The 22549-nt window shown below is 43.7% G+C and carries 16 protein-coding genes and 1 riboswitch; of the genes, 9 read left to right on the plus strand and 7 right to left on the minus strand.

Features of this window, described 5'->3' with window-relative positions; genetic code table 11:
• Window positions 1-577: 577 nt before the first annotated feature.
• Window positions 578-1843 carry an MFS transporter gene (locus C900_RS00555; RefSeq protein WP_040495058.1) on the minus strand — a complete coding sequence of 422 codons (1266 nt, stop codon included), beginning with the start codon at window positions 1841-1843 and terminating at the stop codon, window positions 578-580.
• A 319-nt stretch (window positions 1844-2162) separates the two neighbouring features.
• Between C900_RS00555 and C900_RS00560 the strand changes: the two genes are divergently transcribed.
• From C900_RS00560 to C900_RS00585, 6 genes are all read left to right on the plus strand, one after another.
• A complete protein-coding gene (locus tag C900_RS00560) occupies window positions 2163-3302 on the plus strand; it encodes a Gfo/Idh/MocA family protein (RefSeq protein WP_009577557.1) in 1140 nt (379 codons plus the stop codon).
• A gap of 320 nt (window positions 3303-3622) precedes the next feature.
• Window positions 3623-4678, plus strand: a complete 1056-nt coding sequence (locus C900_RS00565; RefSeq protein ID WP_009577559.1) for a sugar phosphate isomerase/epimerase family protein — start codon at window positions 3623-3625, stop codon at window positions 4676-4678.
• A gap of 74 nt (window positions 4679-4752) precedes the next feature.
• On the plus strand, window positions 4753-8442 hold the full coding sequence (locus C900_RS00570) for a 3-keto-alpha-glucoside-1,2-lyase-like domain-containing protein (protein WP_009577560.1): 3690 nt from the start codon (window positions 4753-4755) through the stop codon (window positions 8440-8442).
• 73 nt (window positions 8443-8515) lie between these two features.
• Complete coding sequence (locus C900_RS00575) at window positions 8516-9391, plus strand: sugar phosphate isomerase/epimerase family protein (protein ID WP_040495060.1); 876 nt, start codon at window positions 8516-8518, stop codon at window positions 9389-9391.
• A 16-nt stretch (window positions 9392-9407) separates the two neighbouring features.
• On the plus strand, window positions 9408-11723 hold the full coding sequence (locus C900_RS00580; protein WP_009577562.1) for a TonB-dependent receptor: 2316 nt from the start codon (window positions 9408-9410) through the stop codon (window positions 11721-11723).
• Window positions 11724-11863: 140 nt separating this feature from the next.
• Window positions 11864-12247, plus strand: a complete 384-nt coding sequence (locus C900_RS00585; RefSeq protein ID WP_009577563.1) for a transmembrane 220 family protein — start codon at window positions 11864-11866, stop codon at window positions 12245-12247.
• Window positions 12248-12274: 27 nt separating this feature from the next.
• Here C900_RS00585 and C900_RS00590 read toward each other — a convergent pair whose 3' ends face one another.
• From C900_RS00590 to C900_RS00600, 3 genes are all read right to left on the minus strand, one after another.
• The gene (locus C900_RS00590; protein WP_009577564.1) at window positions 12275-12532 is read right to left on the minus strand and encodes a SemiSWEET family sugar transporter; all 258 of its coding nucleotides are present in this window, start codon (window positions 12530-12532) and stop codon (window positions 12275-12277) included.
• Between the two features lie 2 nt (window positions 12533-12534).
• On the minus strand, window positions 12535-13263 hold the full coding sequence (locus C900_RS00595; RefSeq protein ID WP_009577565.1) for a sugar-binding protein: 729 nt from the start codon (window positions 13261-13263) through the stop codon (window positions 12535-12537).
• A 98-nt stretch (window positions 13264-13361) separates the two neighbouring features.
• Window positions 13362-13904, minus strand: coding sequence for a YfiT family bacillithiol transferase (locus C900_RS00600; protein WP_009577566.1), 543 nt, complete (start codon window positions 13902-13904; stop codon window positions 13362-13364).
• 150 nt (window positions 13905-14054) lie between these two features.
• Here C900_RS00600 and C900_RS00605 point away from each other — a divergent pair, with 150 nt between their 5' ends.
• Window positions 14055-15473 carry a PP2C family protein-serine/threonine phosphatase gene (locus C900_RS00605; protein WP_009577567.1) on the plus strand — a complete coding sequence of 473 codons (1419 nt, stop codon included), beginning with the start codon at window positions 14055-14057 and terminating at the stop codon, window positions 15471-15473.
• 288 nt (window positions 15474-15761) lie between these two features.
• Here C900_RS00605 and C900_RS00610 read toward each other — a convergent pair whose 3' ends face one another.
• From C900_RS00610 to C900_RS00620, 3 genes are all read right to left on the minus strand, one after another.
• Window positions 15762-16529 carry a cyclase family protein gene (locus C900_RS00610; RefSeq protein ID WP_040495062.1) on the minus strand — a complete coding sequence of 256 codons (768 nt, stop codon included), beginning with the start codon at window positions 16527-16529 and terminating at the stop codon, window positions 15762-15764.
• A gap of 20 nt (window positions 16530-16549) precedes the next feature.
• Window positions 16550-17767, minus strand: coding sequence for a pyridoxal-dependent decarboxylase (locus tag C900_RS00615; protein WP_009577569.1), 1218 nt, complete (start codon window positions 17765-17767; stop codon window positions 16550-16552).
• Window positions 17768-17915: 148 nt separating this feature from the next.
• The gene (locus C900_RS00620) at window positions 17916-18386 is read right to left on the minus strand and encodes a nuclear transport factor 2 family protein (protein WP_009577570.1); all 471 of its coding nucleotides are present in this window, start codon (window positions 18384-18386) and stop codon (window positions 17916-17918) included.
• A gap of 99 nt (window positions 18387-18485) precedes the next feature.
• Window positions 18486-18592, plus strand: a riboswitch (SAM riboswitch).
• 85 nt (window positions 18593-18677) lie between these two features.
• Between C900_RS00620 and metH the strand changes: the two genes are divergently transcribed.
• Both metH and metF read left to right on the plus strand, forming a co-directional pair.
• Window positions 18678-21362 carry a methionine synthase gene (metH, locus tag C900_RS00625; RefSeq protein ID WP_009577571.1) on the plus strand — a complete coding sequence of 895 codons (2685 nt, stop codon included), beginning with the start codon at window positions 18678-18680 and terminating at the stop codon, window positions 21360-21362.
• Window positions 21363-21403: 41 nt separating this feature from the next.
• Window positions 21404-22357 (plus strand): methylenetetrahydrofolate reductase [NAD(P)H], encoded by a 954-nt coding sequence (metF, locus tag C900_RS00630; protein WP_009577572.1) that lies wholly within the window; start codon window positions 21404-21406, stop codon window positions 22355-22357.
• Window positions 22358-22549: the final 192 nt, after the last annotated feature.

A 22549-nucleotide genomic window follows, 5' to 3' on the forward strand; every position in this document is an offset into this window, starting at 1 on the left:
ACCAAAAGGCGTCTTTTGATCACAGCCTTAAATTTTCCCTTGGGAATCCCTTTGGGGCTTGCTTACTTTTTATTTCAAGTATTAGCATTGTGAAAATGCAAGTCTCTATATGGGGAAAACAGACGGTAGCTCATAGCTAATTTTCAACAAATAATCCCTGAGTGTTGCGTTTTTCTATAGCTTTCCCGTGCCCTAGAGCCGGGCGGGCTCCCTCTTTTTCAGTCGTCAAAAAGAAGGCAAAAGGCTCGCCAAAATAATCCTTCAACCGCATTTGGCCAGACGCTGACCCGGTATTTTGGCAGGCCTGCACGCCCTTCTGACAAGAAACACGCTTAGTCCCTTGAGACTTCTGTTCTTTTAATGGTGCTATTTATAAATAGAAATTGTTTCTTAAGAGACAAAAAGTAAGAACCTGAGCTATAAAAAATCACATGTAGCAATCTCTATTTATCCTTCATGCCTTTCACCTGTCCATGTTTGCCAATTGCTTCTGCCGACTGCCATCTACTTTTCTCATCAGAAAAAACCCCCGGAATCTTACACAATCTGAGGCTTTAGATCAAATATTTTCGTACGGCTACTTCACTTCCACGTTGGATCCAAGATCATCCTGTTCCACATCCTTCGTCTGCACTTTGTCTTTAAATAATAAGCCAAAGAACAACATGACCAATCCTGCAAATACACCAGGGATCAGCCAGAAGTTATGCCATTTTTCAGGTGTCAGCGCCTCTGCATCGGCCAGAAAGCTATTATATACTACCCCGGCTATCTGGGCGCCAATAAGCATACCCACGCCATAGGTAATAAATACCAGGAATCCCTGCGCCTGCCCACGGATCTTGGCAGTCGATTTCTTATCGACATATACCTGTCCTGTGACAAAGAAGAAGTCGTAGCAGATGCCGTGAAGCACCACTCCGGTAACGATCATCCAGAAAATACTTTCGGGAGCGGCCATTGCAAACAATACATAGCGCAGCACCCAGGCGCCCATTCCGAAGAGCAACATCTTTTTAACCCCCAGGCGTACAAATAATAGCGGCATCAGCAACATGAAAATTACTTCTGATGCCTGCCCCAAAGACATAGTGGCTGCAGGTCTCTCAAAACCAGCATAGTTAACAAATATGGGAGCAAAATTGTAGTAAGCTGCCAATGGAATGCTGATTAAAAATGAGCTGATAATGAAGATAATGAAGGGTTTGCTTTTCAACTGATTGAAAGCATCAATTCCTAATATACTCCTTACTGAAGTCTTTTCTCCTGCAGCAGGAGGTGGTGTATGCGGTAAAGAGAAACTGTAAAGTCCCAGCAAAATACTGGAAAAGGCGGTAGTGTAAAGTGGTAATGATGTAGTATCGGGCAATCCTTCAGATACGAAATTGACCAATACATAACTTATAAACAGGCCGGCAATTATCCAACCCAGTGTACCAAAAACACGCACCACAGGAAATTGTCTTTCCTGATCAGTAATATTATGGAACGCCAGCGAATTGGACAGCCCTAGTGTAGGCATATAACACAGGTTATACAAAAGCAGCATGCTAATGAAAAGCGTTGGATTTTCCGTTACCTGCGGAGCAAAGAACATCACCAAACCTCCTAAGATATGGAGCGTGCCCAATACTTTTTCAGTGGCGAAATAACGATCAGCTATCATGCCCAGGAAGAAAGGTGCAATAATAGCTGCTATGGGGTTAACAGTATATGGCCAGTGGGTGAGGTCAGCCATTCCATGAGCGGCCATGTAGTTGCCAATCGTAACGTACCAGGCACCCCAAACGAAAAACTGTAAAAACATCATCGCGCTGAGGCGCGGAAGTATCATTTTGTTCATGAGCATTTTGTTTTTATTGACCTCCCGTAAATACCCCTGGTCGATTTTTAAACCTATAAGCAGCTCTCAACCAGTGAAAAAAGTCAGCAGTTTTTGCAGGATATTCCGTGAGTCATCAGGTTTTGATGAGGTATATTAACCTTTAATTTTAAAATGTGCAAATTCAACATTGACCGCAAACGTTTGCATCAGAAATTACATTTTTTAAGTCGATCATTATCTTTATATTCACCTCCATGTGAATCTGAAATATATGTTTCAGAACGGGAATTTTTTTATTGTTTTTTAAGATAATATGACTAGCCAGAGAAGACTAAAAATGGGAATGGTAGGTGGTGGGATAGATGCCTTTATAGGCGCTGTTCACCGCAAGGCCGCGGCCCTGGATCAGGAAATAGAATTGGTATGCGGCGCCTTTAGCAGCGACCCCGAAAAATCAAAAAAAACCGGTGAAGCGCTATATCTACAGTCTGACAGAGTGTATAGTAGCTGGGAAGAAATGATCACCAAAGAAGGCCAACTGCCAGCAGGCGAGAGGATGGATTTTATTTCAATTGTCACACCAAATCATCTGCATTTTGGTCCGGCAAAGATGGCATTGGAACATGGATTTCATGTAATAGCCGATAAACCCATGTGTTTTTCTCTTTCGGAAGCGATTGAGCTAAAGCAGTTGGTAGGGAAAACCGGCCTGTTGTTTGGTTTGACACATACCTACAGCGGCTATCCCATGATCAAGGAAGCGCGTCAATGGGTGAAAGAAGGAAAACTCGGAGCTATAAGAAAAATATATGTGGAATATCCTCAAGGCTGGCTTTCCGAAAATATTGAAGCAGAGGGACAAAAGCAGGCCGCCTGGCGTACAGACCCCTCCCGCTCGGGGAAGAGTGGTTGTATGGGTGACATAGGTACTCATGCGGCTCACCTGGCTGAGTATGTTGCCGGAGCGAATATCAATAAAATATGCGCAGACCTGAATAAAGTAGTAGATGGTCGTGCTTTGGATGATGATGGCGCTGTATTCCTCAGGTTTGGTAACGGTGCTTCAGGTGTGCTTATCGCAACCCAGGTGGCGGCCGGTGAGGAAAATAACCTCAAACTCCGCATTTATGGAGAAAAAGGCGGACTGGAATGGAATCATACAGACCCCAATAGCCTGCAGGTGAAGTGGGTGGATAAACCCAAAGATATTTTGCGAGCAGGTGTCAATAATGCCTATCTCTCGGAAGCCGCCCGGATGAATGCCAGACTACCCTCGGGGCATCCGGAGGGCTATCTGGAGGCTTTTGCTAATATCTACAGAAACTTTGCTTTCGACATCAGGGCTAAAATGGATAGCAAAACGATAGACTATAATATCTATGATTACCCGGGGGTGGACGATGGTGTGATGGGAATGAAGTTTATCGATAAAGTAGTCGAATCTTCAGAAAAAGGCAACCAATGGGTAGAAATATAATTCATTGGACAGTTGGATCAGTTAATGAAGTTTAAATTTTTAATAAATTGTGTATTGAGTAGAAGAATAATGAATAATCGGCAGTTGACAAAAGCAGTAGGCAAGGAAGCCACAAGCTTTAAGCTGCTAAACAATTAATCAGCTAATCGATGGAGATTACAAAGACTGATAGGTAGTGTCTCTAAGAAAACTCTAAGTGGCTTTAAGAAAGCGTTAAGGTCAAGGCTTGTGAAGTAATATAACTTCGGACTTCCGACTTCGATCTTCAGGCTTTTCTACTCAATACTCAATACTTAATATCTCAATACTAAAAAATACACATGAAGACTATCAAAGGACCGGCGGTATTTCTGGCTCAATTTTTAGATGATCAACCACCTTTTAACACACTTGATAATATTTGTAAGTGGGCCTCGCAATTGGGCTATAAGGGTGTTCAGATCCCCACATGGGATAAACGGTGCTTCGACCTGAAAAAAGCCGCTGAAAGCAAAACATATACTGATGAGATCAAGGGTACGGTAGAGCAACATGGTATGTCAGTAACGGAGCTTTCAACTCACCTGCAGGGGCAGTTGGTGGCTGTACACCCTTCTTTTGATACTATGTTTGACACCTTCGCGCCTAAAGAGTTGCATGGTCATCCGGCTGAGCGACAGAAATGGGCCGTTGATCAGATAAAAATGGCTGCAAAAGCCAGTCAGAATCTTGGTTTAAAGGTACACGCTACTTTCCCGGGAGCGCTCGCATGGCCATTTGTTTATCCCTGGCCGCAGAGACCGGCCGGACTGGTGGAAGAAGCTTTCAAGGAATTGGCCAGACGCTGGATGCCTATTCTGGATGTATTTGAGGAATGTGGTGTTGATCTGTGTTATGAAGTGCATGCCGGGGAAGACATTCATGATGGGGTCACCTTTGAAAGGTTTCTTGAGGCAACGGCAAATCATAATAGGGCAAAGCTTTTATTTGACCCGAGCCATTTTATTCTACAGCAGATGGATTACCTGGAATTCATAGATATTTATCATGAATACATCAGGATGTTCCATGTTAAAGATGCAGAATACAATCCCACAGGACGCAGTGGTGTTTACGGAGGATATCAGTCTTGGGCAGACAGGCCGGGCAGGTTCCGATCTTTAGGTGATGGCCAGGTCGATTTTACAGGCATCTTTAGCAAATTATCGCAGTATGGCTATGATGGATGGGCTGTGATGGAGTGGGAGTGCTGTATCAAATCACCGGAGCAGGGAGCAAGAGAAGGGGCCCCGTTTATCCAAAGCCATATAATTGAGGTCACCAAAAAAGCCTTTGATGATTTTGCAGGAGGAGAGTCTAACGACCAACTGAATAGAAGGATACTTGGACTGAGCTGACCTATTTGTCCGGACACCAAATCCTGATCTGTCTCTCGCTTATCATTTGGGATAGGTCTTCTTAACCAATAAATATGAAACACACACTTTTAGCTTTTATCGCACTGTTTGTTCTTTTTTCTTGTAGCAAGGAGGAGAACATTCGCGAACGCCCGAGAGACCCATGGGTATTTCGCTCGGTTCTCGATGAGCAGTCAAGGATAATAACAGTCGCCCTGCATGACGAAATGTATGTGGCTTATGATGCTCAGCATGGAGGATTATATAAAGCGTGGAAAGGAGGGGTAAATTTTGATGGAGCAGTCTACACCACAAAGCACGGACCTCAGCCTACCAGCAAGGGTTATGCCTACTACACAAAAAAGATGGATCAACCTGCCTGGGTGTTCGTCAAAGGAGGAGAAGAAATCATACCCGAGGTCCTTTTCAAAGGATATCAATTTAAAGAAGGCCAGGTTTACCTCAATTATGAACTGAAGGATGATCAGGGGAACAGGATCAGAGTACAGGAAAAGCCGGAATACGTCTCGCAGAAGGGTAAAAATGGTTTATCCCGATCATTTATTGTTTCAGATGTACCTGAAGGTGTAAAAGTTGGTTTTCATACAGCGCTTACCTCTATGAAAAGCGAAAGAGATTATGAAACTGACGGAGAATTTAAAGTTACCAACCAGAGCAAAGAAATGTATACCAGTGGCACCACTCATACTGTGGAGGGGCTGATGGTGCTGAATTCTGATGGCCAAACGGAACTGAAGGTATATTTCCATCCGGGTTTTGACAGGGAAGGCGCCAGGCATACCGTGGAGGATGTGAAAGCGGCCGGGGCCGACCAGCCGGAAGGTAAAAAACTCATAGAAAACAGTGACTGTAAAACATGCCACAATGAAACCAAGAAAACGGTAGGTCCGGCATATGTCGAAATCGCCAGGAGGTATCCTAACAGTGAGGCTGTTACTAATGACCTGGCTCAGAAGATAATAGCTGGCGGTACAGGTAATTGGGGAGAAGTACCCATGACTGCTCACCCCGATCTGCAGGAGGATGATGCCAAACAGATGGTTGCGTATATTCTCTCACTTGACGGTGAGGAGCCTGAGAGCGGTGAGGCGAAAGGAGAAGGGGAAGACCTGATGCTTGGAGTAGCTCCTGTGCAACTGCAACTCACCGACAACAACCAAAACCTCAAAGAAGGAGATGAAACTTTATACGATGGCCTCGCTGCCAATGCTTACCTTTGGAATGATTATAACCTTTCTTTCAAGGACCTGACCTCTGTTACTGCTCCGATCATGTCTGGAGCCGTTCCGGTGCTGCACTTTGATGAAGCGAGCCATATCGGAAGGGTAAGAGATAATATTTACATCGAATTCAATGGATTTGTTGACGCACCGGAAACATCCAACTATGTATTCAGGCTGGTGTCGGATGATGGCTCGCGGCTTTATATCGAAGATAAGCTGGTGATTGATAATTTCGGTTTTCATGGCCCCGAAGCCAGGGATGGCGAAGTATATCTGCAAAAAGGACTGAATAAAATAAAGATAGAATTTTATCAGGGATTGGGAGGCGCAGCATTGTCGTTCCAGTGGGCTAAATATGGAGACAACAAGTTCTCGGTAGTGCCTTCTTCGGCTTTAAAACACAGAAAAACGATGTTTAAGGAAGTGGTGCCGTATATTGCTCCTGAAAGGTTGATGAAAAGCATACCGGGAGATCAGCGACCACTCACTTCAGTACATCCGGCTTTCGACCTGTTCCAGGCGCGGCCTGATGACTTCGAACCTAAAGTTGGGGGGATGGATTTTCTGTCAGATGGCAGAATGGTGGTGTGTACGTGGGATTCCGTTGGCCCCGTCTACATTGTTGAGGGTGTAAACACAGGAGATCCTTCAAAAATGAAAGTCAAACGAATTGCTTCAGGACTTGCTGAACCTCTTGGATTAAAAGTAGTTGATGACGATATATATGTACTTCAGAAGCATGAGCTGACCCGGCTTATTGACCACAATGGAGACGAGATAATAGATGAATACCGCACGGTGAGTGATGCATGGCGGGTGTCAGCCAACTTTCATGAATTTGCCTTTGGACTGGCATTTAAAGATGGTCATTTCTATGCTACACTGGCCATTGCTATCATGCCTGGTGGAGCCAGCGCTCAGCCGCAAATACCAGATCGGGGAAAGGTAGCAAAAATATCAAAAGAAGATGGTTCTGTTGAGTTTGTTGCTCATGGTTTACGCACCCCTAACGGCATTGGAATAGGTGCGGACAGTGAAATATTTGTAGCGGATAATCAGGGTGATTGGTTGCCATCCAGCAAGATCGTCCATGTGCAGGAGGGCGCCTGGTTCGGTTCCAGAGCGGTAGACTTTGAAGGTACGGCTGATATGAAGGAGACAAAGCCGGTAGTATGGCTTCCCCAGGATGAGATCGGCAACTCTCCGAGTACCCCATCATACCTGAACGTAGGTCCGTACCAGGACCAAATGATACACGGGGAGGTCACTCATGGAGGCATCAAAAGGGTATTCGTTGAAAAAGTGGATGGCAAATACCAGGGAGCTGTATTCAGATTTATTCAGGGCCTTGAAGCCGGCGTAAATAGAATCACCTGGGGACCTGATGGAGATCTTTATGTTGGAGGTATTGGCAATCCGGGCAACTGGCAGCATAACGATAAGCTATGGTATGGGCTGCAAAGACTACATTACAATGGAAATTCAGTGTTTGAACCACTCGCCATAAGGGCGAAGTCTAATGGAATAGAAGTGGAGTTTACCCAGCCAATCGCACTGAATCAGGGACAAAATATCAATGATTATCTCGTGAAGCAGTGGTATTACAAGCCAACGGAGGATTACGGTGGTCCTAAGCTGGACCTTAAGGAGCTTAGGATCAAATCTTTGAATATGTCTGATGACAGAAAGCAAATATTCCTTGAACTGGAAGGTATGAAACCTGATCATGTCGTCCACTTCAGGGTTGTCAACCCATTTGTGAGCAGTGAAGGTCAATCTTTATGGACCACGGAAGGTTGGTATACGATGAATGCTATCCCTGCCAATGATCCGGGGTTTGTAAATCCCACGCAGCCGGTAGTGCATAATCAGCTAACCGTGCAGGAGAAGAAGGAAGGATGGAAGCTGCTTTTTGATGGTCAGACAACTGCCGGTTGGCGTAAGTTTAAAGAGGATAAGGTTGGGAGCGCCTGGAAGGTGGCTAACGGCACTTTATATCTTGACAATTCGAGAAAAGATGGATGGCAGGTAGTTGGTGGCGGTGATATCATCACCGATCAGGAGTACGAAGATTATGAACTTACCTTGGAGTGGAAAGTTGAGGAGGGAGGTAATAGTGGCGTCATCTACAACGTAGTTGAAAACGATGAATATGACTATGTATGGCAAACTGGCCCGGAAATGCAAATACTAGATAATGTAAAGCATCCTGATGGAAGAATAGAAAAACACAGGGCAGGCGATCTTTACGATATGATCGAAACAAAGTTCGTGACCGTTAAGCCCGGTGGAGAGTGGAATCGCATCAGAATAGTTTCAAAAGGCGGACACGTGGAGCACTGGCAGAATGGGTATAAGGTAGTAGAATTTCAGATGCATACCCCGGAGTGGCAAGACATGATCAGGAACAGTAAGTTTAAAGATATGCCCGGTTTTGGTCAGGCCAAAAAAGGACATATCGCCCTGCAGGATCATGGGGATAAGGTATGGTTCAGAAATATTAAGATTCGGGAATTATAGTCGAGGGTCTCAGTGATACACTGACTTCGAACTATCTCATTACTCAATACTAGCACTACTAAAATACACACGCATGAAAAAGGTACACACACGAAGAGATTTTATCAAATACAGTTCTGTTTTAGGGGCAGGGCTCATGCTAATGCCATCATGCATGGCAGCATCAGCAAAAATGGCAACTGGTATTCAACTTTATACCCTTAGAGACCAAATGGCAAAAGATCCTTCAAATACCATAGAAAAAGTAGCTTCCATAGGATATAAAGAGGTAGAATCAGCAGGCTACAATGGACAATACTATGGGTTTTCAGCAAAGGAGTTTAAAAAAATGTTGAATGAAAATGGCCTGAAAACGCCAAGCGGACATTACCTCACCGGCAACCACGCTCCGGATCAGCAAGGCACATTGATCAACGGCTGGGAGCAGGCAGTTGACGATGCTGCCGAGGTAGGCCAGGAATATATGGTTTTAGCATACCTTTTTGATAACGAAAGAGAAACTCTGGACGACTATAAAACGCTGATAGCGCTTATTAATAAAAGTGCAGAAGCATGCAAAAGCAGGGGTGTTCAATTTTGCTATCATAACCATGCCTTTGAGTTTGAGACCATTGAAGGAGCAGTGCCCTATGACCTCCTGCTACAAGAAACAGACCCGGATCTGGTTAAAATGGAGCTGGATCTATATTGGACGGCCAAAGCAAATGTAGACCCTGTGGAACTGTTTAAGGAGAGCCCCGGACGTTATCCGCTATGGCATGTGAAAGATATGGACCAGGCTGGTGAGTTTGCTGCGGTGGGTACGGGTACTATAGATTTCCAACGAATATTTGATCATAAGGAAGACTCAGGATTAAAACACTTTTTCGTAGAGCAGGATCAAATCAAAGGAGATGCATATGAAACCATCTCGACCAGCTATAAAAATGTGAACAAACTTTTATCCTAACGGGAAAAGCGGTTTTATGAGATATATCCTGCCGATGGTCATTTCGGCCCTTTCGCTGGTTGGCTATAGTCATGCTCAAAAGCCTGAGCAGGTGATCCGTGGCTATGTTTACGATCAGGTTTCAAAGACTCCCATTGAAGGTGTTGAGGTATATCTGCAAAATACGGACCCTGCAAAGGGCACCAGCACAGATGGCAACGGGGAATTTATCCTGCAGCAGGTGCCGGTAGGACGCTATGTCATCAGCTTTAGACATATAGGATACCGAACCCACCATGAGGACATTATTGTAGAAGCAGGCAGGCCTCTTGAGTTGGAAATTACATTACCCATCTCTTACAATGAGCTGGAGGAAATAACAATAACAAGCAAGCCATTTGTCACTCATGCGGATCAAGTAGGTAAACGGAGCATAACTATAGAGCAAGCCCGCAGGTTTGCAGCCAATTATTTCGATCCGGCCAGGGTAATGCTCAGTTTTCCTGGAGTAGTACCCCAAAATGACCAGAATAATAACATTATAGTAAATGGAAAGTCGCCTAATGCGCTTTTATGGCGGGTAGAGGGGATGGATGTCCTTAGCCCCAATCACTTGTCTAATGCTGGTACTTTAAGCGACCGCCCAACTCAAAATGGTGGTGGTGTTAATTTACTCAGTACTCAAATGCTTGGTCGTACCAGTTTTATTACAGCGCCTTTTGGCACTTCGTATGGCAACGTTCTGTCCGGAGTGATGGACATGAATTTTCGCCCTGGAAATAAACAAGAGCGGCATTATGTAGCTCAGGCGAGTCTTATTGGGCTTGACTTTGCTGCGGAAGGTCCAATAAAACGAGACAGATCCTCCTTTTTAATGAATTACAGATACTCTACAGTGGGTCTGTTGAGCAAACTGGGAGTCGATTTCGGAGGTGAAGAAATTAATTTTCAAGACCTTTCATTTTACCTGACCTTTGACCAAAAAGGTGGTGGCAGGCTGTCATTTTTCACCTATGGAGGAGATTCAAACAATGATTTTGGTGGGGTGAACGATCCGAAGGACTGGGAGTACGATAAGGACAGTACACAAGTTGATTTTTCACTGCGATCAGCCGCTTTCGGAGTCAATGAGGTATTGCCTTTGAATAGCTGGTCGTCATTGATGATAGGTGCGGTTGTTTCCATAAGTGAATCTGCCAGAAAATCGGCCCGAATGAGTAGATCGGGAATATTAACTGCGGCAGAGAATTATAGGTCCGAAATGAAAATGATATCAGGAAGAATTGTATATCATGGACGAATAACTGCTTCTACACAATTGATCACCGGTGTTATGATCAACTATACTAACGATGAGCTCGTAGCGGCAGAATGGCACACAGGTCGTGGTGAATTACTCAGCGGCTCGGGAAGTGGCCTGTTGTGGCAGCCTTACATGGAGGTGAGCGCCTGGTTGGGTAACAGATGGAACTTTGAAGGAGGCGCCAGATACATGCACTATTCTTTCAATGATACCTTTGCATTATTACCTTCAGTCCGCGTCAAATATAATGTTGATGCAAAAAATCTGCTCAGTCTTGGTTACGAGCATCAGGCCCAGAAGCAATCATCAGAGGTATATTTATCAGATAACAATAAACGACTGGAAATGAGTAAACTGCGCCATGTGAGCCTGGGATATAACCGCATATTTGCAAACGCAATGCTTAGCTCCAGGTTGTTTTACGAAAAACTATACGATGTGCCGGTGAGTGTAGTCAGCAGTTCTTTTTCAGCTATCAACCGCTTAAATGAATATGTGACAGAGCCCTTAAAGAGTGATGGTACCGGAGAGGTCTATGGGGTCAACTTATCCTATGAAATGCCGATGAGTAATGGGCTATACTACATAGCGAGCGCTTCACTGTTTGAATCTACGTATGCCGGTAGCGACGGCATTAAAAGGGATTCGCGTTTCAATAATAACTATAGCCTGAGCATTACTGCCGGAAAGGAATTCATAAAAGAAAAGGATCAGGCAGTTCGTATTACAGGAGTTAATACGCGTGTTTTTTATGCCGGTGGGTTAAAATATACCCCTGTCTCCGGACAATTGTCTGAGGCTGCCGGGCGTACCGTTTATGAAGAAAGCATAGCATTTTCAAAGGCGTTGGGAGATTACTTCCGGGTAGACTTTCGCTTAAGTCTCAGGAAGGAGAAGCCTGCCTATACCCGGATATTCGCAATAGATATACAAAACATGGTCTCAATAGAAAATGATGGGTATGAATACTATGATTTCAGGAAAGGGAAGGTGGTAATGAAAAAGCAACTGGGAATTATTCCTATTTTAGTATACAGAGTAGAGTTCTAAATATACCGTTATGAAACAATCTATAAGGATACCAACTATCAGAGCTGGTCGAAGAGTAGCAGTCGAGGGGCAGTGATATACTTCCGGCTTCCGTCTATCTCAATACTCAATACTATTATCTCCATACTAAAAATATACGCATGAAAATTATTAGTGTAGTACTTGCGGTCTTATTTATAGCTTTTGCCGCATTGCAATACAACGACCCTGACCCGCTGCTGTGGATGATCGTGTATGGCTATGTAGCGCTAATACCGATATTATACCTGATGAAAATATATCCGGTAAAAACTATTCTGTTTTCGATAATAGTGCTGGCAATATTTAGCTGTTTTTATATTCCAGGAGTAATAGACTGGCTACGATATGGAACCGTGGGTGAAATAACTCAGGAAATGAAGGCTAAAAAGCCCTACATTGAAGAGAGTAGAGAGTTTCTTGGTCTGATGATAGCCTTAGCAAGCTTGTTTTTCTACTATATAAAAGAGAAAAGAATGGCAGCCGGTATTCGTGGAAATGAATAGAAGTATAAACATCAGCCGGTGATCATTCTATTCTTTGAAACTAAATTTGAAATAGAGTATTACTGACGCCAGGCTTAACGTAAGTGTATTGGCAACAACAATTGGAATATTTTTAATTAAAATACCATAGATAAGCCAGAGTAAAACACCAAACCAGAAGATCATAAACATGCTTAAGGAAAGATCTTTGGCCGAACGGGTTTTCCAGGTCTTTATCACCTGCGGGAGAAATGAAATGGTAGTTAAAGATCCGGCTGTAAGACCGATTACCTCAATTAATTCCATACTTACTCTACGAGTTCTATCGTGCCAAACACATTGGCATCTATCCATCCTTTATTTTTATCCTCCCCCGGCACAAATACGGAACCAATAAAGTTTTCTCTTTCTTTGCTCCCATCATTGTCGCAATAGGCAAGTGCAAAACCTATCTTTTTGCCACTGAAAAGCGCTACAGGCTTATTCGTCTTGCTCTCTTCCTTATAGGTATCAGCGTAAAGCGTTATGGCCATTTCCCAAACTGTTGTGCTACCCTCTGTGGACCTTTTCACATCGATATGATCATTATATAGATGCCCCTTTTTGTCAGGCCCCATATCAACAACATTGTAGTCCAGAGCAATGTGATAAGCAAAGGCATTGTGGTTGTACTGATGCTCACCGCCTGAATTATCCTCATCTACAAAAACTTCCACACAATCATCATCCCACCAAAGTTTAAGAGGATCTTCATGCTGATCGAAAAGTTTATCATCCTGGATCTCTACCAATAGCAGCAAATGTGTGTGGGTCCATGCTAATTTGAACCTGCCTGAAAAATCTTCTTCCGAATAGGGCCGGCCGAGCCATAACTGGTCAAGAGGGTGCCATTCTGCAGTTAGCCAGCATGGATCATTGGCAATACCGTCTATCTTCAGGGGTTGATCAGCTTTTTTTACTTTGAGCAATTGGTCATTTTGCTTTTGTGCAAATGCCAGTGAGGTTGTAAATAGAATAAGCAGGAGCAGGAACTTCATTTCACTTTGTTTTTCTTACCTAAGATAGTCCATTAGGGGTGAAAATTGATAAGGTTACAAAGTAATTATCTCCGCAATCGTTTTCGAATAGCGCGATCTTACCAGTTTTTGCTAACCAGCAGGTTTTTAATGTGCATATAGTGATGTTGCCCATGCCAGGCATACAATTCTATAATGGCTTTTAACGGAGCTTCAGTGTTAGTAGCCGGATGTATAAAGGTTCTTTCCAGGTCTTCAATGGGAAGCCCTTTCAGTAGATATACCCATTTGGCATGCAGTGCTTCCAGAATGGATAATGAGATGGCTATGGGAGCAGATGTGGAGTCGAACAGTTCTGCCCATAGTTGTTCCTCGTATGGTTTTATTATGGGGGTATCTTCGGTAAGCGCCCATTTGAAACGGATATAACCGTTGACATGGCTGTCAGGGATATGATGGATAACCTGCCTGATTGTCCAGCCGTCAGGGCGGTATGGAGTATCCAGTTGGTCTTGACTGAGGTTAGAAACAAGGGAGCGCAACTTTGCAGGCAATCTTTCAATTTCATCAATCCACCTCCCGATCATGTCCTTTGTAATAGTTGTTGATGGCTGATATTTACCAATGGGGTATTTAAGCTGGTCTGACGATGCTACTATCATACTTTTTTTGCTGAAGATCGTGCAAAATGTTGAATTTTTTTATGTGTAGGTGCATGTTTTTGGATAAATTGATTTATTTGGGCTAATGAAATTGTATTTTATTTGGAAATAGTGTTTTCTAACACTACTTTCAGAGTTTTTTAAATTAACATGAAGTTAACGACCAAAATAGGGGCTTTAAAGGAATACCTGATCAATGTTGGGGTTGACGATCGCCTGGCGCCTGCCGAAGTGCGGAAAGTGCGCTTGATCAATGGAATTCTACTTACCGGAGAACTCTTATTTGTCCTGCTCATCATCAAAAGTATGATCATGCGGGTGCCTGAAGAATGGTCGGTGCAAATGGCAGGAGCCTTATTATTCCCAATTCCGATATTTCTTAACAGGTTCAGAAAATATAAAGCAGCCCGGGTTTTATGTATTCTGATACCCTATATATATCTAAGCGCACTCACGGCATATTGGGGGAGTGAGCGGGGGTCTCAACTAATTATTTTTGCTTGTGCAGGGCTCACAGTTCTTTTCTTTGAAGATAAATTTAAGATATATACGCTCATAGCTTTGGGAGGTTTGTGTATCATAGCGGTGGAGGTATACAACTATGACCACGAGCCTTTTTATCAAACTCAAAGCCTTAAACTGGCACACGTGATCAACATCTTGATCACTATCACTATGTTGGCAGTAATATCTTCTATTTTTAAAGATGAAAATGAAAAGTATCAGTGGAGTATTCAGCAGAAAAACCGGCAGATCACCCTTCAGCACAACCAACTGCTCAAGCTGAACAGGGAGCTACAGGATTCGTTGAAGTTGATCAATGAGCAAACCAAATATGCGCAAACTATTCAACAGTCGATACTGCCGCTAAAAGAGGAAATGCGAAGAGTGCTGCCGGATCATTTTGTATTTTTTAAGCCCCGGGACCTGGTAAGTGGTGATTTTTATTTTGTGACAAAGGTAAAAGGCAAGGTTTTTATAGCGGCTGTAGACTGTACGGGACATGGTGTGCCTGGAGCTTTTATGAGTATGATAGGGTATAACCTCTTGCTGGAGGCTATCGAGTTGAACCATATTTCCCGACCTGCCCTCATCCTGGATTATCTCCAGGAAAGGATCACCTATGCACTGCGACAACAGCAGACAGACAATAGGGATGGTATGGATATATCTATATGTGTTATAGATCGTAAGCATAATATCCTGGAATATGCCGGAGCAAAGCACCCTTTGCTGCTGGTGGAAAACGGTAACCTGCATAAAATAGAGGCTGACAGGGTTTCAATTGGCGGTGTATTAAGAAAAGATGACCACCAATTTCAAAACCATAGTTTCGATCTTGCCAGTATCTCAGATTTCTACCTTTACACCGATGGCTTTCGCGATCAGTATGGAGGGGCTGACTTCAAACGTTTTATGAGTCACCGGTTTAGGGATGTGCTATTCGATAATCATCATAGAAGGACCTCTGAGCAGCGTAAAACTCTTGAACGCACTTTTGCTGAATGGTCCAATGGTCATGAGCAGACGGATGATATCCTGGTCATTGGAGTGAAGCTGAGTCGGTGAAGGGGATGGAATTCGGAAGTCCGAAGTGAATATGTAGGTGATTAGTGGTACGGTTTTAATAGACGCAGGCTACTCTCCACCCGGGATCCTTCGCTGCTAATTTAATTTGCTCGTGTATTTGATTAGCACTGTCCTCCGCTGGCGGAGCTGTCCGAAGGGCGGAGGTGGACAGCAGAGAGCAGAGCGCTAAGCGAAGACGGTGTGTCCAAATGGCGGAGGTGGTAGTTAGCAGGAACAATTACGACCCACGCCAACGTACCAGCTCATGGCTTTAAGCTCAAACCTGGCCTAACTGTCCAGCATAGCCACCACTCGAGCGGGGGCAGCGGATGCTCCTTTGATCTTTAATGGAAATACAGCTACGTTGAAACCCTGAGCAGGCAAGGCGCTCAAGTTGGTGAGCTGCTCCATGTGGCAATACTCCTTGTTGGCGCCAACCAGGTGACCTTCCCAGAAGAGCCCTTTGTTATTTTCCTTCTTTGCTCTTTCCACCATGTGTTTCAGTGGCAGGTCCCAACCCCACTGATCGATACCCATTACTTTTACCCCTTGATCTATTAGCCATTCCGTAGCTTCTGCACTCATACCTGTGCCTTTGTTCGGAAAATCTTTGGTGCCCATAAATTTGTCCCTGTCTGTGCGGATCAACACGATGGTACCCTGGGTAATGGTAAGCCCATCCTTTTTGATCTGTGTCTGTAGGTCCCCTACAGTTATAGGCTCATTATCCTCTTTGTGGGTCATATTGATGACCACACCCGGCCCGTAACACCAGTCCAGAGGTACTTCATCAATAGTCTTGGCTTTTTCACCATTGCAAGTGGGACTGTAGTGCCAGGGTGCGTCAATATGCGTGCTGGAGTGTACGCCCATGTGTTTAATGGTGTCGTCCGCCCAACCATAGAAATGGTTAGGAAATAACTTCTTTGGAAGTCCAAGAAACAATCGAATTAACCAGTAAGCCTTCTTGTGGGGTTTGTGTTTTACCTTGATCCGCATAAACCATGGGTCGTTACGGTTGTATTCAATAGTTTTGGAAAGGTCAATTATACGCATTGTTGATTATTAAGTAAGGTTTAGAGTTCTTCAACCAACGGCTCCAGCTTCTCTATCGTAACATGTTCCATCACAACTATTTTGTGCCACCTTGGGTTTTGATGATTGTCGGGAACCAGCCCATATTTCGTAGCTATGTCCGGGCTTATGCAATGGCTTTTGATAGTTACTATATTTGATCCTGCCTGCCGGTAATATTCAATGTTTTTCTGCTGTAACTGTGCGCACAGCCAATCAGTTCTGTTGAGCAAAACCAATATCTTTTCGCGCCAGCCATAAGGGCCATTGGTCATTAGTATCATCCATACGGCAATCGCATTGGCTCCGCTTCTACTGCCGATCAGTGTATAATCTTCCCCTTCTACATAGCTGGCTTCCTTGGTATTGGCATACCCTATGAAATTTTTTCTGATCAGGAAGATACCCGTTCCATAGGGCGCCTGGAGCATTTTGTGAGCATCGAGGGTAACAGAGGTTATTTTGGAGTTGGAAAAATCCAGCTTATTTTCTTCGGTAGAAAAAGGAAAGAAAAATCCGCCAAAAGCTCCGTCAACGTGTATTTTATATTTACTACCTGCCGCCTCCAGCGCCTCGACATAAAGATCAACAGGATCAACAGAGCCAAACATGGTGGTCATCATGTTGGCTATTACTATAAAATACTTCTTTCCTTTTTGTTGTTGCTGCCGGATAGTGTCTTCCAGATGCTGTTTTTTGATGAGGCGATTATCCGTATCAACATCAATATAAGCAATGTCCAGGTGAAGCACATTGGCGGCCTTGCTGGAGGAGTAGTGGCTGTCTTCAGAGCAGATGATACACATCTCTTCCTGTGCGGCCTGGTGTTCTTCTTTAAAATAGTTTCGGTAGATCCATATTGCCTGCATGTTTGCTTCAGTACCACCCGAAGCCACATAACCGTCAAAGGCATTTTCCCTGCCACGCAATATTTCCTCAGAGCAGATGCGGATGAGCTCCTTTTCTATTTCCTGTGTACCTTTAAAAAAATGCTCCGATTTTCCAAGGGTATGACAGCCGATATGGTTGGGATTATGGATCAGAGTGGACAGAAACGGAGCATTGCTTAAGAAAGGGGCATCCTGATAAAAGACTTTGTTGTCAAGGTGTGAAGCGGGTATCCCCAGGATATTGGCATTATAGTAATTTACATTTTGCTCAAGAGCACCAAACACTCTGGCTTTAATTTCGCTATGTGTGAGTTTCTTCCAAAGGCGCATACATCTTTCTTTTGTCAATGGATAGCGTCACAGGCCTTGCACGTCATTAAATATTACACTGACGGCTATACGTGTGAGCTACCGTGCGAATATAGGAAAGTTTTTAAATATTGGATCAGGAGAAGGAAAGCGCCCACGGTGATTTAAATCATGTTTTTTGAGCCCTGAATTTATGGAGCAGATGCAACGACTGTTTGGTCACCTTGTTCCTGAGCATAGGGGTGAAGCCCAGAAGCATGCCTACAGGACCTAATGCCATAGCGCTCCACCTCCAGAAATTGAAATGATCGGTATGCCGGATGATCTTACCTTCTTTGAATTCGAATTGTGCCGTTATCCGGTTGTGAACCTGTCGATTTGTTTTCGTAAAGGTGTACACCGCTTCCCAATTTGCTGATCCTTTCAATTCATCAGCATCTACATTTCTGAAGTTGACCTGAAGGTCTGCTGCTCTGGATAGCAGCATCCGCCACATGTCTTTGGCTTCATCACCCTTCAACTGCCTGAAAACAGGATCTTCAAAAACAACCTGGTCATGGTAGCAGGAGACCATTTCTTCAGCGTCTTTATTTTCAAAAGCCGTATAAAACTTTGTGATAAGTTGTGTGTTGGTAAGCATGGGTGTATCAGTAAAATGTTATTGCTAAATTGGTTAATAAATTTGTTGTTAAAAAAAATATCATACATTTGTGTAAGTTTAGCGTTTTATAGCTAATAAATCTTATCAAGAAAGGCTGAGGGAAATGGCCCTTTGATGCCTTAGCAACCATCCCATAGAGGAAAAGGTGCTAATTCCATCTCCGGAAGACCGGAGGCAGATAAGTTGGATCCAAGCTTTGACAATATAATGTATATAAGCCCCTCCGACTTGTCGGAGGGGCTTTTTTGTTTTATAACTAGTTAAAAATTAATGAGTAGCAGAGGTAAGAATTCAACATATCTGAGGTTAAGTGGCCTTGAGCCATTGGTTATTACTCCCGAATCTAATTTTGTAAATATAGGAGAACGCACTAATGTCACCGGGTCAAAGAAATTTCTAAGGTTGATTCAAGAGGATAAATACGAGGAAGCCCTGGAAGTGGCCAGAGAGCAGGTAGAAGGTGGAGCGCAGATCATTGATATCAATATGGATGAAGGTATGCTTGATGGTGAAGAGGCCATGGTGAAATTCCTGAACCTGATAGCTTCAGAGCCCGAAATAGCCAGGGTGCCGGTAATGATCGACTCATCTAAATGGCATATCATAGAAGCAGGGCTCAGGTGTATTCAGGGGAAAGGAGTTGTAAATTCCATAAGTCTAAAGGAGGGTGAGGAGGCTTTTGTTAAGCATGCGAAACGTATCAAACAGTATGGTGCTGCTGTGGTGGTAATGGCTTTTGATGAGCAGGGGCAAGCCGACAACTATGAGCGAAGAATAGAGATATGTAAGCGTTCATATGACATACTCGTCAACCAGGTGAAATTTCCACCTGAGGATATCATTTTTGATCCGAATATATTTCCGGTGGCCACCGGTATGGAGGAACATAGAAAAAATGCATTGGACTTCTTTCAGGCCACCAGGTGGATAAGGGAAAATCTAACAGGAGTGCATGTGAGTGGTGGTGTAAGCAACGTATCTTTTTCATTTAGGGGAAACAATGTTGTGAGAGAGGCTATGCATTCTGCCTTTTTATACCATGCTATTCAACATGGTATGGATATGGGAATAGTAAACCCTACCATGCTGGAAGTATACGATGAAATACCTAAAGACCTTTTGGAATATGTGGAAGATGTGTTGCTCGACCGCAGGCCAGATGCTACCGAAAGACTGCTGGAATTCGCGGAAACGGTAAAAGGGAATGCCAAAAAGAAGGAAAAGGATGATGCCTGGAGAAAGGGATCTGTAGAGGAGAGGCTTTCTCATGCATTAGTGAAGGGTATCATTGAGTTTATAGACGAAGATACTGAGGAAGCCCGTCAGAAATACGGGCAGCCGCTTCTGGTAATAGAGGGTCCGTTGATGGATGGTATGAATATAGTGGGTGATCTTTTTGGGGCTGGAAAGATGTTTTTACCACAGGTTGTGAAAAGTGCCAGGGTAATGAAGAAAGCTGTGGCATACCTGGAACCTTTTATGGAGGAGGAGAAGAGAAAAAACAAATCCACAGAATCGGCAGCAAAAATACTACTGGCGACTGTAAAAGGAGATGTGCATGATATAGGAAAGAATATTGTGGGTGTGGTGCTGGCCTGTAATAATTATGATATTGTAGACCTGGGGGTAATGGTGCCTGCAGAGAAGATACTGGAAACGGCCAGAAAGGAAAACGTGGCAGCCATAGGTCTTAGCGGGCTCATCACACCGTCACTGGATGAGATGGTGCATGTTGCAGTTGAAATGGAAAAGCAGAACTTCACATTACCGCTTTTGATTGGCGGAGCCACTACCTCCAGAATACACACCGCAGTGAAAATAGACCCGAATTATAGTGGTGCAGTGGTACATGTGCTAGATGCGTCCAGAAGTGTGCCGGTAGTAGGAGAATTGATCAGCAAAAAAACTAAAGAAGCATTTCATAAAAAGATCAAGGAGGAGTATAGCGAGCTAAGGGAAGGGCATGCCTCGCGGAAAACGGAAAAGAACTACATCAGCCTTGATCAGGCTCGTCAGAATAAAGTGGGGATCGACTGGGCCGGATACCAACCACCTAAGCCTAAAGTGCTAGGTAACAAGGTGTACAATGACTATCCGCTGGCAGAGATCAGAAACTACATAGACTGGACGCCTTTTTTTCAGACATGGATGCTGAAAGGTAAGTATCCAAGGATCTTTGAGGATAAGGTAATAGGGAAGGAGGCCAGAAGAGTGTATGATGATGCCAATAAACTACTGGATGAAATAGTGAGTAAAAAGCTGCTTCAGGCCAACGGGGTAATTGGCATTTACAAGGCGGCATCGATAGGTGATGACGTGTGTATTTATAACAGTGATACGCCCATTGAAACCTTTCATTTTTTAAGACAGCAGGGAAAAAAGGGAACAGGAATACCTAATATCAGTTTGGCGGACTTTGTAGCACCCGAAAGCACCGGAAAAACTGATTTTATGGGTGGATTTGCCGTAACAGCAGGGATTGGATTAGAAGCAATAGTGGAAAAGTTTAAAGCAGCGCACGATGATTATAATGAAATTATGGCCAAAGCGCTGGCGGATCGGTTGGCTGAAGCCTTTGCCGAACTGATGCATGAGAAGATAAGGACGGAACTGTGGGGGTATGCGGGTGACGAAACACTGACTAATGAAGAATTGATAAAAGAAAAATACCAGGGCATCAGACCGGCGCCAGGGTATCCTGCCTGCCCTGACCACACGGAAAAACCGCTGCTATTCAATCTGTTGGAAGTAGAAAAAAACACCGGTATATCTTTGACGGATTCTTACGCTATGTATCCGGCAGCAGCGGTTAGCGGATTTTATTTCTCACATCCTCAGGCAAAGTATTTTGGATTAGGCAAAATAGAAAAGGATCAGGTGGAAGATTATGCCGTCAGGAAGAATATGAAGGTGGAAGATGTAGAGCGGTGGCTCGGCCCTAACCTGGCTTATTAAATCAGAATAAAAGAAAAAGAAATTTCGATACGCGTGTAAATATGAAGATCACAGAACACATCAATAATGCTAAAAGCACCCTCTTTTCATTTGAAATATTGCCTCCGCTGAAGGGTGAAAATATAGAAAACCTCTACAACCATATAGACCCTCTCATGGAATTTAAACCTCCATTCATTGACGTCACCTATCACAGAGAGGAGTTTGTTTATAAAAAAAGGGAAAATGGCCTCCTTGAAAAGCGATCGATACGCAAACGCCCGGGTACTGTAGGTATATGTGCTGCCATTAAAAATAAGTATAATGTAGATACGGTTCCACACATTATCTGCGGTGGTTTTAATAAGGAAGAGACAGAAAATGCTTTGATAGACCTTAACTTTCTTGGAATAGACAACGTGCTGCTACTGCAGGGAGACGCTATAAAAACAGAATCGGTTTTTGTGCCCGAAGTGGGTGGCCACAGGTACGCCTCTGAATTGCTAGGGCAAGTAGTTGGGATGAATCAGGGTAAGTACCTGGATGAAGACCTGCTCAACGCCAACCCTACAGACTTTTGTATTGGTGTGGCAGGATACCCTGAGAAACACTTCGCTGCTCCAAACCTGAAATTGGATATGAAATACCTCAAAATGAAGGTAGATATGGGCGCGGAATATATCGTCACCCAAATGTTCTTCGATAATCAAAAATTCTTTGATTTTGTAAAGAAATGCCGTGAAATGGACATCAACGTGCCTATCATTCCAGGGTTAAAACCTATCACCAGCAAACGGCAGATGAATGTACTCCCCAGGATCTTCTACATCGATCTGCCCGAGGAATTGTCTGATGCTATCGAAAAGTGTAAGGATGACAAGCAGGTAAAGCAGGTAGGCATTGATTGGAGCATTAAGCAATCGAAGGAACTGGTGGAGTTTGGGGTGCCTGTGTTACATTATTATTCCATGGGTAAATCCGATTCTGTTTACAGGATAGCCAAGGAATTATTCTAATAGTAAACCTTATTTAATGCTTGTATGAACACTTTGAAAAGTATGACCCGGATATTGTCATGTGGTTACTGTTTAGAAGCTAAGTGGGTATTATTTTACCTGTCAATATGTCTATTTCATCTCGTAGGAATGCCATTTTGACTTGAATTGGTCGCCCCCGGAGTATGGTATAATGATTGCACTTACTACAAA

This window comes from Fulvivirga imtechensis AK7, from assembly GCF_000331535.1.
Taxonomy (GTDB): domain Bacteria; phylum Bacteroidota; class Bacteroidia; order Cytophagales; family Cyclobacteriaceae; genus Fulvivirga; species Fulvivirga imtechensis.